Source organism: Butyricicoccus sp. OF10-2 (assembly GCF_003481925.1).
GTDB lineage: Bacteria > Bacillota > Clostridia > Oscillospirales > Butyricicoccaceae > Agathobaculum > Agathobaculum butyriciproducens.
The window spans coordinates 73,166-85,174 of sequence record NZ_QUMC01000005.1 but is presented as its reverse complement, the minus strand read 5'-3'; the positions used below and the strand labels follow the sequence as shown (position 1 = coordinate 85,174).

The 12,009-nt window shown below is 53.7% G+C and carries 13 protein-coding genes; 8 read left to right on the top strand and 5 right to left on the bottom strand.

The features are described from left to right. Window positions 1–15 precede the first annotated feature (15 nt). Window positions 16–918 carry a 1-deoxy-D-xylulose-5-phosphate synthase N-terminal domain-containing protein gene (locus DXB00_RS04470; RefSeq protein WP_118284910.1) on the bottom strand — a complete coding sequence of 301 codons (903 nt, stop codon included), beginning with the start codon at window positions 916–918 and terminating at the stop codon, window positions 16–18. A 308-nt stretch (window positions 919–1,226) separates the two neighbouring features. Between DXB00_RS04470 and DXB00_RS04465 the strand changes: the two genes are divergently transcribed. Continuing rightward, the gene (locus tag DXB00_RS04465; protein ID WP_119214568.1) at window positions 1,227–2,273 is read left to right on the top strand and encodes a zinc-binding dehydrogenase; all 1,047 of its coding nucleotides are present in this window, start codon (window positions 1,227–1,229) and stop codon (window positions 2,271–2,273) included. Window positions 2,274–2,379: 106 nt separating this feature from the next. Here DXB00_RS04465 and DXB00_RS04460 read toward each other — a convergent pair whose 3' ends face one another. After that, the gene (locus tag DXB00_RS04460; protein WP_118479010.1) at window positions 2,380–3,345 is read right to left on the bottom strand and encodes a sugar-binding transcriptional regulator; all 966 of its coding nucleotides are present in this window, start codon (window positions 3,343–3,345) and stop codon (window positions 2,380–2,382) included. Between the two features lie 180 nt (window positions 3,346–3,525). On the opposite strand from DXB00_RS04460, the gene DXB00_RS04455 reads away from it, so the two are divergent. The 7 genes from DXB00_RS04455 (at window position 3,526) to DXB00_RS04425 (ending at window position 8,376) form a co-directional block, all read left to right on the top strand. Next, a complete protein-coding gene (locus tag DXB00_RS04455) occupies window positions 3,526–3,786 on the top strand; it encodes an HPr family phosphocarrier protein (RefSeq protein WP_118729054.1) in 261 nt (86 codons plus the stop codon). A 20-nt stretch (window positions 3,787–3,806) separates the two neighbouring features. Continuing rightward, window positions 3,807–4,265, top strand: a complete 459-nt coding sequence (locus DXB00_RS04450; protein WP_118479014.1) for a PTS sugar transporter subunit IIA — start codon at window positions 3,807–3,809, stop codon at window positions 4,263–4,265. Window positions 4,266–4,322: 57 nt separating this feature from the next. After that, the gene (locus tag DXB00_RS04445) at window positions 4,323–4,622 is read left to right on the top strand and encodes a PTS sugar transporter subunit IIB (RefSeq protein ID WP_199667385.1); all 300 of its coding nucleotides are present in this window, start codon (window positions 4,323–4,325) and stop codon (window positions 4,620–4,622) included. A 79-nt stretch (window positions 4,623–4,701) separates the two neighbouring features. Beyond that, complete coding sequence (locus DXB00_RS04440; RefSeq protein ID WP_118729053.1) at window positions 4,702–6,114, top strand: PTS galactitol transporter subunit IIC; 1,413 nt, start codon at window positions 4,702–4,704, stop codon at window positions 6,112–6,114. A 90-nt stretch (window positions 6,115–6,204) separates the two neighbouring features. After that, window positions 6,205–7,290: a 2-hydroxyacid dehydrogenase gene (locus tag DXB00_RS04435; RefSeq protein WP_158578269.1), complete on the top strand. Its 1,086-nt coding sequence runs from the start codon at window positions 6,205–6,207 to the stop codon at window positions 7,288–7,290. Window positions 7,291–7,302: 12 nt separating this feature from the next. Next, window positions 7,303–7,947: an L-fuculose-phosphate aldolase gene (locus DXB00_RS04430; RefSeq protein WP_118360741.1), complete on the top strand. Its 645-nt coding sequence runs from the start codon at window positions 7,303–7,305 to the stop codon at window positions 7,945–7,947. Between the two features lie 21 nt (window positions 7,948–7,968). Next, window positions 7,969–8,376 carry a TRASH domain-containing protein gene (locus DXB00_RS04425; RefSeq protein WP_118729051.1) on the top strand — a complete coding sequence of 136 codons (408 nt, stop codon included), beginning with the start codon at window positions 7,969–7,971 and terminating at the stop codon, window positions 8,374–8,376. A gap of 238 nt (window positions 8,377–8,614) precedes the next feature. On the opposite strand, the gene DXB00_RS04420 is transcribed toward DXB00_RS04425, so the two are convergent. The 3 genes from DXB00_RS04420 to iolG all read right to left on the bottom strand — a co-directional run bounded on the left by DXB00_RS04420 (window position 8,615) and on the right by iolG (window position 11,975). Continuing rightward, window positions 8,615–9,448 carry a sugar phosphate isomerase/epimerase family protein gene (locus tag DXB00_RS04420; protein ID WP_243022615.1) on the bottom strand — a complete coding sequence of 278 codons (834 nt, stop codon included), beginning with the start codon at window positions 9,446–9,448 and terminating at the stop codon, window positions 8,615–8,617. 13 nt (window positions 9,449–9,461) lie between these two features. Beyond that, window positions 9,462–10,847, bottom strand: coding sequence for an MFS transporter (locus tag DXB00_RS04415; RefSeq protein WP_118729050.1), 1,386 nt, complete (start codon window positions 10,845–10,847; stop codon window positions 9,462–9,464). A gap of 108 nt (window positions 10,848–10,955) precedes the next feature. Further along, the gene (gene iolG, locus DXB00_RS04410; RefSeq protein WP_118729049.1) at window positions 10,956–11,975 is read right to left on the bottom strand and encodes an inositol 2-dehydrogenase; all 1,020 of its coding nucleotides are present in this window, start codon (window positions 11,973–11,975) and stop codon (window positions 10,956–10,958) included. Between the last annotated feature and the right edge of the window lie 34 nt (window positions 11,976–12,009).

The following is a 12,009-nucleotide window of genomic DNA, read 5'->3' as shown; positions in this document are numbered from 1 at the left end:
TGAACTCCTTCCTTCTCACATCTCGTCATAGATCTTCTGGAATTCATCACGCTCGTCAGCGCCGATGCGGATAAAGTGCATCGAACGCGGCTTTTCGAGCGGCTTAACACCGGTCCAGCCGTGCGTGCGTGCGATAACAACGAGCGGCTTGCCCTCATGCGGAGTCTCGCATGCCTTGCAGAAGTCCTCAATGTCGTGGCCGTTTGCCTCAACGCAGACCGCGCCGAACGAGGTGAAGCGGTCAATCAGCGGCTCCTCGGTCATCTGATCCTCAATCCTGCCCTCAACCTGCTGGTCGTTTGCATCGATTACAACGATGAAATTATCCAGCTTGTAGTAACCGGCTGCCTGAATGCACTCCCAGGTCTGACCTTCCTGCAGCTCACCGTCACCGAGCAGAACATAGCACTTGCCGGTGTCGCCGCGGCGCTTGCGGGCATGAGCCGTGCCGCCTGCGATCGAGATGGTCTGGCCGAGCGAGCCTGCGGTATTCTCAAATCCGGGGGAGTGCTCCGCACCGATCATTTCCATGTTCCAGCCGTCTACATTGAATTTGTCCATGCAGTCCGGGCTGATGCGGCCGGTCTCTGCCAGTGCGGCGTAGATAACCGAAGCATAGTGGCAGCAGGATACGAAGAAACGGTCCTTATCCGGTGCGGGAGCGCCGTTGTAAGAGGAGCCTCGCTGATAATCCATATTATCCGGCCCCGGAACGCCGGGGAACGGAATCGGCTCCCAGCTGCCGACGGACGGACCGAGGTTCATCACACGGGTGTACAGGGAGGCAATGATTTCTGCCGACGAGCACGCCTGTGCCAGATAGCAGCCGCCGGTTTTCAGTGCAACGCCGAGAATCTGCTTGCGGATTCCGTTAGCGACCGCCTGAATATCGGCGGTGGAATAATTTTTTTCACTCATAAGAGCATGACTCCTTTCTGAATCCAATACCTATACGAACAGCCGGTGCTGTGGGTTGTGGTGTCGATCTCTTAAAAACATTATTTCATATGCGAGCACAAATGTCAATGATAGAAAACTTGTCATTTGTGCCAAAAACGAGTTAATGAAATTGGTTAAATAGTGAGAAATGACGATTAAAGCGCGGAAATGGCTTGACGAGACTGTTTATGTTGCCTATAATGAGATAAAAGGAATTTAGAAAACGGTTCACAACAATGAACAAAATTTCAAACATTCCCGCGAGTTCCATGAAAGGAAGATGAATTATGAAAGCTGTTGTGAAAACGGAGACCGGTTTTGATCATATGCAGTATACAGATATTCCGGAACCCAAAGCGACCGGAGATCTGGTAAAGATCAAGATCGCATACTCCGGTATCTGCGGCACTGATCTTCATGCGTTCAAGGGCACCTACGCGAGCACTAAGCCGCCGGTTGTACTCGGCCATGAGTTCTCTGGTGTAGTCACCGAGATCGGTTCGGACGTAAAGAATGTTAAGGTGGGAGATCGCGTTACCAGCGAGACCACCTTCAAGACCTGCGGCGTATGCCCGATGTGCAAATCCAAGGATTACAATCTGTGCGGCAACCGGCAGGGTATTGGCACCCAGATTAACGGCTCGATGGCTGAGTATCTGGTCAGCAGAGAGGAAAGCGTTCACGTCCTGCCGGATAACGTATCGCTGCTGAGTGCCGCGCTCACTGAACCGCTTGCGTGCGGCGTACATGCTGCTATCGAGAAGGGCAATGTACAGCCTGGCGATATCTGCGTGGTATTCGGTGTCGGCGCAATCGGCCAGATGGTTATGCAGGTGGCAAAGAGTCAGGGCGCGACCGTTATCGTTGCCGGACTGAGCCACGATGCGGAACGCTTTGAGATTGCAAAGAGTGCAGGCGCGGACCGCTGTGTTGATCAGCAGACCGAGAACATCAAGGATATCGTGATGGAGATGACGAACGGTGTCGGCGCGGACAAGTGCTTTGAGTGCTCGGGTGCGGTTCCGGCAGCCAACAAGGCGCTTGAACTGGTACGCCGCAAGGGCACAGTTGTACAGATGGGCGTGTTCCCGCAATCGCATGAGAGTATCTGGACCGACCTGATCCTGCATCACGAGATCAACTATGTTGGCTCCCGCAGCCAGAAGCCGTCCTCGTGGGTCAAGGCTCTGGAGCTTTTGGCGGCAGGCACAGTTGTACCGGAAAAGATCGTCACCTCGATTGATCCGCTGGAGAAATGGCGCGACGGCTTTGACAAGATGATCCGAGGCGAAGGCGCCAAGGGTGTTATCGTGCTCGATGACAGTCTGCAATAAGCAATCCCACGATGGATAAAGAATGAACTGATTATGATAAAGAAATGAGAGAAAAGAAAAAACCAATACCGCTTTTGCGGTATTGGTTGATTCTAAAAAGGGGTGCTTATTCGGGAACGGCAACGCCTTCCATTTCCAGCATGCGGCGGGCGAGTGCCTCGTCCGCGACCAGTACGTTGATGTACTTTCCGCGCACGGCGGCAAGCGTGCACTCTGCCTTTTCGGCACTGGCGTTGATGCCGATCGACCACGCCGGAGTGCGCATTGCCTCCAACGGAGCGGAGATGACGTAGCGGCTGTCCAGCTGAACCTCGTTGCCGTTGATGTCAAACATGCGGCCGAGCAGACTGGAAACCGCACCGCGGCGCATCAGCTCCTTGCGCTCCTCGGCGTTGTAGCAGCCGGATTTATAAAGTGAGCCGTTAGCGTCATTCAGCGAACCGATGCCGGTGAGGATGATATCTACCGAACCTGCCTTCTTGAGTGTTGCTTCAATCTGCGGCTCGGCGGTGAGATAGGAGTAAACCAACTCGCTGTCCACATAGACCGGTGCATAGATGTTGGAATAGGTGCCGTGCACCTTTTTGGAAAGCCGGAGCGCAAGCTCGAGGCCGTCCACACGCGGATTGCCGGTGCCGAGGCAGCCGACCATCTGCACAACAGTTACATTATAGTAGTCGGAATAATCGGTCGGTTCGAGGACATCGCACAGTGCTTCCAGTGCACGGCCCCACGAAATGCCGATAGACATGTTGTTTTCCAGTACGGTCGAAAGAAAATCTACTGCACAGTGTGCACAGCGTGTCAGGGACTGGTCGAATTCATAATCTCCGGCAACGATGACCGCATCGCGTAAACCGAAGGTTGTACGAACAAGGTGCGAAAGCTGCGGATTTTTGTTGATCGGACTATGAACGATGATTTCAACCACGCCGGTCTCCTTCGCTTCATCGAGAAGGCGGGAGATGGTGGGACGGGAAATGCCGGTGATTTTGCTGATATCCTGCTGGCTGAGATTCTGCTGATAATAAAGCTCGGAGATTCGTACGAGCAAATCGGTACGGCTGCTCATAATAGGCCTCCTTAAAAATTTGAAAAGTTAGATGAACATTTGTTCACAACACAAAGTATAGCGTTTTTCGTATAGAATGTCAATAAACGTATTGACAAAAAGCGAAAAATCCAATATGATATTGCCCGTAGGAATTGTGATAATATTCCATAGGAATAGTAGGAGATAGGAGAAGCATCCATGTTCACCAGTGAATTTGTTGTAAAAAATCCAACCGGTCTGCACGCACGTCCGGCCAGCCAGATGGCCAAGCTGTGCAAGGATATTCCGGATGATATTCGTCTGATCTGCGAAAAAGGCACGATCAATCCCAAAAATGTAATTGGAATTTTGACCGCAGGCCTGAAAAAAGGTTCAGCAATCAAAATCGAGGTAGAAGGCGCCAGCGAGCAGGAATCCGGTGCAAAGATCATGGAATTCCTGGAAGGCTTGACCGACTGAGAAGAAAAGGAGAAATGAAGATGGAACAGGCAACCTTTCGCAATCTGATCCTGCGGGATGTGGAAGCGGCAAACGCCGAGGAGGCAATCCGCAAGGTCGGTCAGCGTTTTTACGATGAAGGCTTCGTAAAGGACACCTATATTGATGCAGTTGTTGCGCGTGAGAAGAATTACGCGACCGGTCTGCAGCTGGCGGATATCGCGGTAGCTATGCCGCACACCGATCCGCAGCATGTTAACCGCCCGGGCGTGTGCATCGCACAGCTTAAGCACCCGGTCGAGTTTGAACATATGGGCGATCCGGATACCAAGGTGCAGGCGGAAATGCTGTTCATGATGGCCATCAAGAATCCGGATGAGCAGGTCGAGCTGCTGCAGAAGGTGCTCGGCGTATTCCAGCAGCCGGAGGTCGTTGCTGCATTCCGCGCAGCAAAAAATGAAGACGAGCTGTTCGAGGCGGCTCAGAAGTACATTGGTTGATTACAGGACTGCGGTTCTGTTCAAAACACGGTTAAATCTAATTTATTGGAGGGTCAAATGATGAAAACTTGTAACATTCTGTGTGTATGCGGTTCGGGTACCGTAAGTTCCGCAATGGTAGCAGGCAAGCTCAAGGAGCGCCTGAAGGAAAAGGGCTGGGATGCTGCCATGGTGGAAGCAAGCCCGAACAGCATTTCGACCGAGATCACCGGCAAGAAGTTTGATCTGATTGCATGTGTAAGCCCGGTTTACGAGGACTTCGGCATCCCGAAGGTAAAGGCAGTCGGCATGCTGACCGGTCTGTCCGAGGACAAGGTAGTCGATGACTGCCTGAAGATCCTGGAGGCAAATGCGTAAAGGGTAAGGCGCATTTTCTCATAGTCATCCATAGCAAAGAGTAAAGGCAAAAGGGTAAAAAAGAAAGGTGGTTCCAAGCATGGCAAGTTTCTTTCAAACATTAAGTGATGTGTTCAGTGCATTCGGTGCTGCAGTATTCGTACCGGTTATTCTGTTTATCATTGCAAAGTGTATGGGTGTTACCGGTAAGAAGGCATTTAACACGGCACTGCTGTGTGCAGTCGGCTTGACGGGCTTCAACCTCGTTATCAACAGCTATTCCGCGATTATCGCACCGGTTGTTAACCAGATGGTTACGAACGCAGGCGTAAACCTGCCGACGCTCGATACCGGCTGGCAGTCCACGTCGGTTATCGCATATTCGACCAAGGTTGGCCTGATCTTCATCGGCGTTGCAATCATTCTGCAGCTTGTGCTGTTCTTCACCAAGTGGACAAACGTATTTATGGCATCCGATCTGTGGAACAACTACTCCTTCATGGTTTGGGGCTCCATGCTGTATGCTCTGACCGACAACATGATGCTCTCCATGGCTCTGATGGTCGTTCAGCTGCTGTACATCCTGTTGTTCTCTGAGGCTTGCGCAAAGCGCTGGTCTACCTATTATGATTACGATAACTGCTGCATGACCGCTCCTCATCATCTGGAGAGCCTGCCGTTTGCGGTATTCATGAACTGGTTCCTCGGCAAGATCGGCTTTGACAAGATCAAGCTGAATGCACAGACCCTGCAGAAGAAGCTCGGCATCCTCGGTGAGCCTATGTTCATCGGCCTGGTTGTCGGCGCTCTGATCGGCATCATCGGCAACTTTAACGCTCTGGTCGGCGAGGGTGCGCTGACGGCCTGGGGTACGGTATCCTCTGCGGCTGTTTCCACCGCAGCGATCATGGCAGTATTCCCGAAGGTAGCCGGTATCTTCGCAAGCGCATTTACCACTCTGACTGATGCGTACAAGTCCAAGGCTGCCAAGTCCGGCGAAGGCCGTGAATGGTATCTCTCTGTTAACGATGCATGCGGTTACGGCGAGCCGAATACACTGGTTACCGGCATCCTGCTGATCCCGATCATGCTGGTTGTAGCATTTGTTCTTCCGGGCAACACCATCCTGCCGATGGCTGACCTGTGCGCTCTGCCGTACATGGTTGAGGTATTTGTTTGCGTATCCAACGGCAATATCGCAAAGAGCGTTGTTTCCGGTGCGATCTGGTTCTCTCTGGGCCTGGTTGTTGCGTCCGTTCTCGCGCCGACCTTTACGCAGGTCGCTGTTGACGCCGGCTTCCAGCTGGCACAGGAAGGCGTATTCATCATCAGCTTCGGTATTATGTGCCACCCGCTGATCGCCGGTCTGTTCTATGCATTCTGGTCTCAGAATCCGATCATCATCGGTGCGGTTGTCATTGCATACTTCGTACTGTACTTCCTGTTCAAGAAGAACAAGGAGCGTTTCGTTGGCTATCTGGAGAACGCTGCTGCTGCTTACTCGGCATACTAAGCGATTGCTTCTAAACTGAAAACAGCCGGCTGCTGCTGCAAACAAATGCAGCGCAGCCGGCTGTTGTTTTATTCCGAAGAGGAGGAAAAGATGAAGGAACTGACACAAAAGCCGCAGAATATCGTACTGGTCGGCGATGCTTTTGTTTCGCCGGACACGATGGAGCAGGCGGTGCAGCAAAGCACACTCTGCTGCGGCAGGATCACTAAGCTGATGTGGGGCGGCTCCGACAAGCAGGAATTCACCTCGCGGCAGCTTAAACTCGAGCGGAACGGTCCGGAAGCCGTACCGTATGCGGACGGTCTGGACGAGGTGATCGGCGAGGCAGAGGTTCTGCTCGTGCATTTCAATCCGGTGCCGCGTGCGCTGATTGAGAAAGCGCCTAACCTCAAGGTCATCCTGACCTGCCGCGGCGGCATGGAGCACATTGACCTTGCAGCTGCAAGTGAGCGCAATATTCCGGTGCTCAACGTTATCCGCAATGCAGAGCCGGTCGCGGACTTTGCCCTCGGCATGATGCTTGATCTGACGCGCGATATCGCGCTATCGCACCGCAAAATGCGCGAAGGTGTATGGATGAAGAGCTTTTACAACTCGGACCATTTGATGACGCTTTCCAGCCATACGGTGGCGCTGGCCGGTATCGGCAACGTCGGCAGCGCGCTGGCGCGCCGTCTGCTGGCACTCGGCGTGCCGGTGATCGCGTATGACGCATACACCAGTCCGGAAAAGCTGGAAAAGGCCGGTCTCGGTGCAATCAAGCTGGTCGATTCACTTGAAACCCTGTTTGAACAGGGCGATATTGTATCGCTGCACCTGCGGCTGACACCGGATACCGAGCATATGATCGGTATGCAGTATTTTTCCCGCATGAAAAAAACGGCGTACTTTATCAATACCGCGCGCGGCGGTCTGGTCGATCAGCCGGCACTGGTCGAGGCGCTGCAGCAGGGCTGCATGGCAGGCGCGGCGCTGGATGTGTACGACAGCGAGCCGCTCGCCGTGGACGATTCGCTGCTGCAGATGGACAACGTGCTGCTAACGCCGCACATTGCGGGCACCACGGTAGACGCGATCCCACGGGCGCCGTTTTTGCTTATGCGTGAGGTTGATCGGTTTCTGGCTGACGGAGTGACCGATCGGGTGGTAAATCATGTGTCCATCACACTGGAGTAAGGAGGAAACGCAATGCTTTTGCAGGAAGAAAGAGAGAAAATCGTTGTATACGGACAGGAAATGCTCAAGCGCGGTCTGACCGCAGGCACCTTCGGCAACCTGAGCATTTACAACGAAAAGGAGAACCTGTTTGCCATCAGTCCGAGCGGCATGGACTATTTTAAGACCGACGCAAGCGATGTGGTCGTTATGACGCTCGACGGCGAAAAGGCGGACGGCGACCGCAAGCCATCTTCCGAGGTGGACATGCACCGTATTTTCTACCAGAAGCGCCCGGGCATCAAGTCGGTCGTGCACACGCATCCGCGCTACGCTACTACGCTGGCGTGTCTCGGCTGGAGCATTCCGCCGCTGCACTATCTGGTGGCGTATTCGGGCAGAGAGGTGCCGTGCATTCCGTATGTGCCGTTCGGCACTTATGAACTGGCACAGGCGGCGCTGGACGGCATGGGCGATAATTACGCCTGCATTCTCGGAAATCACGGTCTGCTGTGCGTCGGCGGCAATATCAGCTACACGCTGGATGTGTCCGAGCAGATCGAATTCTGCGCACAGCTCTATTATAATTGTAAGGCAGCCGGTCAGGAGCCGAAGCTGTTGAATGACGAGCAGATCAACTCGGTGCTGGAGGCATTCCAGACCTACCGACAGAAATAAATTTTGCAGGAGGGGACCATTATGGAGGAAAAATGCGTATACTGCGGCGGTGATCTGCCGGAAAAGCCGACTAAGGTAAAGGTGCGCACGCGCTCGTTCGATGTGTGCTGCGCGGATTGTGCGGCAAAGACCGAACAGTATATCAAGCTGGATAAGCGATTCAAGACCGCACTGTATCTTCTGGTCTTTCTGGGCGGCATCGGATTTGTTATCAGTGCATTTTTCGGCGGTGACAGTCCGCTGCGCATGATCGGTGCGTATGCCGGTCAGCTTGTTGCGGGACTGGCGTTTATCGCGTTTCCGTATCCGGTCACCTCGTTTGAGAGCTTTCACGCGATGAGCATCCGCGGCGTAACGCGGCTGACGCACATTATCGGTCTTGTGCTGAGCGTGTCGGCGGTCGTGCTGATGGTGCTCACGCTGCGGTAAAGACAAGTGCGATCGGTCTGGCGAAAGTCAGGTCTTTCCATACCCCCAAAGGCGCTCGAAGGAGCGCCCTTTGGGGTTTTGCAGGATTGTCTGATGTGATGGAAAGCAAAAGGACGGAAGGGTCCAAGTACCTTCCGTCCTTTTGTGGAGAAAATTATATTTGTATTCTGTTTGGAGACTTGAATATAAATAAGAGAGAATAAATTGAATGTGGAATTTGATCTGCGATTCGGGAAAATTAACCGAGGAACGGACGGGTGGTTTCCGCACCCATGCGGATCACATCCTCAGCAGGCATTCTCCAGTATTCCGGACGGAACAGCTCAAGGCACGCAGGGCCGTCGTAGCCGACTGCCTGTACCGCATCAGCAACCTCCTGCACCGGAATGGCACCCAGACCGGGCATCAGACGGTGGCAGTGGTCGAGGATGCCGAGCGGCAGGTCCTCGCAGTCGTTGATGTGGAACACGAACAGCTTCTCCTTGGGAATTTTGCGGATGAAATCAACGTCCGCGCACTTGTCGTGCAGGTAAACATTGATGCAGTCCACGGTCAGGCCAACACTGTCGCGGTTGACGGCGTTTACGATCTCAAGCGCCTGACGAACGCTATTGACGCACCATTTCTTGTCACCGATCGGCTCGAAGGACAGCTTGACGCCGTATGGTTCAGCAATGTCGGCGAGTTTGTTCAGCACCTTCACCGAGTCGTCGAAGATCTCCTTCTCGTTCCTGGTGCAGATCTCGTTGGTAACAGTCGGCACAACAATAATGTACGGATTGCCGATCTGCTGGGCCACCTTGCAGCCGAAGGTGAACAGCTCTACAAGCTTTTCCCACTCCTCCGGCGTGCAGAAGTTGATGTTTTCAATGGAGTTGAATGCAAACGGCTTGATATGGCTCTTTGCAAAAAACGCCTTGAGATCGTCTGTGGTGTGGGTCTTGAGGTAGTCCTGCAGCATATCGAGACGCAGCTCGATATAGTCATAGCCGTACTTTTCACACAGCAGCAGGTCGTTTTCAACCGTGGAATTTTCCTTGCAGGTTGCTTCGTTATATCCGAGTTTCAGCATAAGACAGTCTCCTTTACATTTCACCGCGTGCTTCACGCTCGGTGAGTTCCTTCATAATAGTGGGGTAAATCTTATCCAGCTTGTAGAACAGCAGGACGATAATGGCAACGATCCAGACCAGAATCGGACCGAACTTAAAGATAGAGGAAATCATTTGCTGGGCGGAAGCCGGCTGCATAGCACCGCCGGTAACCGAGCTGAGGAAGCCTGCGCCCTCGAGCATGGCAGTCATAACCGCACTGGTGATACCGGTGCCGATCTTAAAGCCGAGCGAACCGCCGCCGAAGATCAGGCTTTCCTGACGCAGATGGCTCTTCCACTGACCGTACTCTACAACGTCGCCCATCATGCCGAATACCAGAGAGGTCAGCGGAGCCTGACCGAGCGAGCGGATGATGGTCATTACCAGAATCCACCGGAAGCTCATCGGGTTTACCATAATGAGTGCATGGGCGATAACAACTACGATACAGCCGGCGAGCGACAGGTTGCGCTTGTTGAATTTCTGCAGCAGTATTGGACACAGCAGCGCGCCAACGATCAGTGCGACGATCTCGGAGGTGTAAATGACGCTGTAATACCATTCATCGTTGCCGAGAACATATTTGCAGTAATACGGCAGATCGGTGCCGATGATGGTGGTATGTACGCAGGTGACGGTCCACAGAACGAGCGTTGCCCAGAAATACGGGTTGCCCAGCAGCGCTTTAATCGCACGGGAAGCGGGAACCTTGGGCTGCTCCTGCTGCGCGGCCTCGAAATTGACGGTTTCCTTGCAGCGAACAAAGCAGATGACAAGCAGAGCAAGTGCGATGGCGCACCAGATGCTCATGGTCTTGATCCAGGCGGCCTGATCGTTGCCGAACAGCTTGATGACCGGCATGGTGAAGGTTACGGCAATGATCTTGCCAATCGGAGACAGTGACATACGCACAACGGACAGCAGGTCGCGCTCGTGCGAGGAGCGGGTCATCATGGTGGACAGGGTGCCGTAGGGCACGTTGATTGCGGTGTAGCATACGGTGGTGCACAGGTTATAAGTAACAAAAATGTACCAGAATTGAACGGTCGTGCTGCTGCTGTGCGGCACACAGAACATCGCAACCGCGCACAGAACATACGGTACGCTCATCCACAAGATCCACGGACGGGCCTTGCCCCATTTGGATTTGGTCTTGCTTACGATGATGCCCATGATAACGTCGGACGAGCCATCAAAAATACGCGAGATCAGCATGACCAGACCGACGGTAACGACCGGAATACCGCAGTAATCCGTATAGAACAGGGTGAGCAGCGCGGTGATCATACCGAACACAATGTTGCAGGCGGTATCGCCTAAACCATAGGAGATACGGGTTCCCCAGCCAAGGGAGGCAGTGTTGTTCTTTTCACTCATAAGGAGCAACCCCTCTTTCTTTTCTCAAAAAACGGAAGCCGCCGCCGAGTGCGGCGGCTTGCCGAATAACTCTTTTTCTTCTCTTTTCCTGTGATATGCGGGGATAAATTACTCGATTTCGCTCAGCTTGACCGGACGGCCTTCCTTCATGGACAGGTTTGCTGCCATTGCGATCTTGACCGGCTGCAGACCGTCAAAGCCGGTAACCAGCGTGTCGGTGTCGTTCAGAACGGCATCGGTGAACGCCTTTGCCTCTGCGATGAATGCGTTGTTGTAGCGCTCGAGGAAGAACCAGGTCGGCTTTGCAACCTCGACGCCTGCGGCGGAGGAGATCATGGCGGTGTTGTTCAGATCGTTTGCAACCTGCACGCAGCCCTGGTCGCAGTGCACCTCGGTGCGCTGGTCATAGCCATAGTGAGCGGCACGGGAGTTGTCGATCACGCCGAGTGCGCCGTTCTCGAACTTCATCATTACAATGGCGGTGTCCACATCGCCGTACTCCTCGTAGCCGGCGCCGGAGAGCGCTGCACCGTAAGCGGTAACCTCGGTAACCTCGCTGCCTGCCAGATAGCGGACCATGTCGAAATCGTGAATGGTCATGTCCATGAAGATACCGCCGGAAACCTTGATATAGCTCATCGGCTGGTGATCGGGATCACGGGAGGTGACCTTGATGAGATTGGGCTTGCCCAGCTTGCCGGAAGCGACCGTATCGCGGACGGCCTTGTGGTTGTGGTCAAAGCGGCGCACGAAGCCGACCTGCAGCTTAACGCCTGCCTTCTTTACCGCAGCGAGTGCTTCCTCGATCTTTGCCAGCTTGGTGTCGATCGGCTTCTCGCAGAAGATGTGCTTGCCGGTCTGCGCAGCGCGCATGATGAAGTCTGCATGCGTTGCGGTGGAGGAGCAGATGAACACAGCCTCGATGGTCGGATCGCCAAAGATCATCTCGGGATCATCGTAGCACTTCTCGATACCCATGTCCGCTGCCCATGCACGGGTCGCATCGTTCATGAACGGATCAGCCACTGCGTAGAGGTCTGCGTTCGGCACTGCATGTGCCAGATTTTCGCCGTGAAGCTTGCCGATTCTGCCTGCACCCAGCAGACCGATTCTTACCTTGTTTGCCATTTTTTCTTGCACTCCTTTTTTACTCTGAAACCTG

Bases quoted from the DNA above. Each gene is read 5' to 3' on its own strand.
- DXB00_RS04435 (WP_158578269.1), top strand. From the start codon at position 6,205: ATGAAGGAACTGACACAAAAGCCGCAGAATATCGTACTGGTCGGCGAT.
- DXB00_RS04470 (WP_118284910.1), bottom strand. From the start codon at position 918: ATGAGTGAAAAAAATTATTCCACCGCCGATATTCAGGCGGTCGCTAAC.
- DXB00_RS04425 (WP_118729051.1), top strand. From the start codon at position 7,969: ATGGAGGAAAAATGCGTATACTGCGGCGGTGATCTGCCGGAAAAGCCG.
- DXB00_RS04440 (WP_118729053.1), top strand. From the start codon at position 4,702: ATGGCAAGTTTCTTTCAAACATTAAGTGATGTGTTCAGTGCATTCGGT.
- iolG (WP_118729049.1), bottom strand. From the start codon at position 11,975: ATGGCAAACAAGGTAAGAATCGGTCTGCTGGGTGCAGGCAGAATCGGC.
- DXB00_RS04465 (WP_119214568.1), top strand. From the start codon at position 1,227: ATGAAAGCTGTTGTGAAAACGGAGACCGGTTTTGATCATATGCAGTAT.
- DXB00_RS04460 (WP_118479010.1), bottom strand. From the start codon at position 3,345: ATGAGCAGCCGTACCGATTTGCTCGTACGAATCTCCGAGCTTTATTAT.
- DXB00_RS04430 (WP_118360741.1), top strand. From the start codon at position 7,303: ATGCTTTTGCAGGAAGAAAGAGAGAAAATCGTTGTATACGGACAGGAA.
- DXB00_RS04420 (WP_243022615.1), bottom strand. From the start codon at position 9,448: ATGCTGAAACTCGGATATAACGAAGCAACCTGCAAGGAAAATTCCACG.
- DXB00_RS04450 (WP_118479014.1), top strand. From the start codon at position 3,807: ATGGAACAGGCAACCTTTCGCAATCTGATCCTGCGGGATGTGGAAGCG.
- DXB00_RS04445 (WP_199667385.1), top strand. From the start codon at position 4,323: ATGATGAAAACTTGTAACATTCTGTGTGTATGCGGTTCGGGTACCGTA.
- DXB00_RS04455 (WP_118729054.1), top strand. From the start codon at position 3,526: ATGTTCACCAGTGAATTTGTTGTAAAAAATCCAACCGGTCTGCACGCA.
- DXB00_RS04415 (WP_118729050.1), bottom strand. From the start codon at position 10,847: ATGAGTGAAAAGAACAACACTGCCTCCCTTGGCTGGGGAACCCGTATC.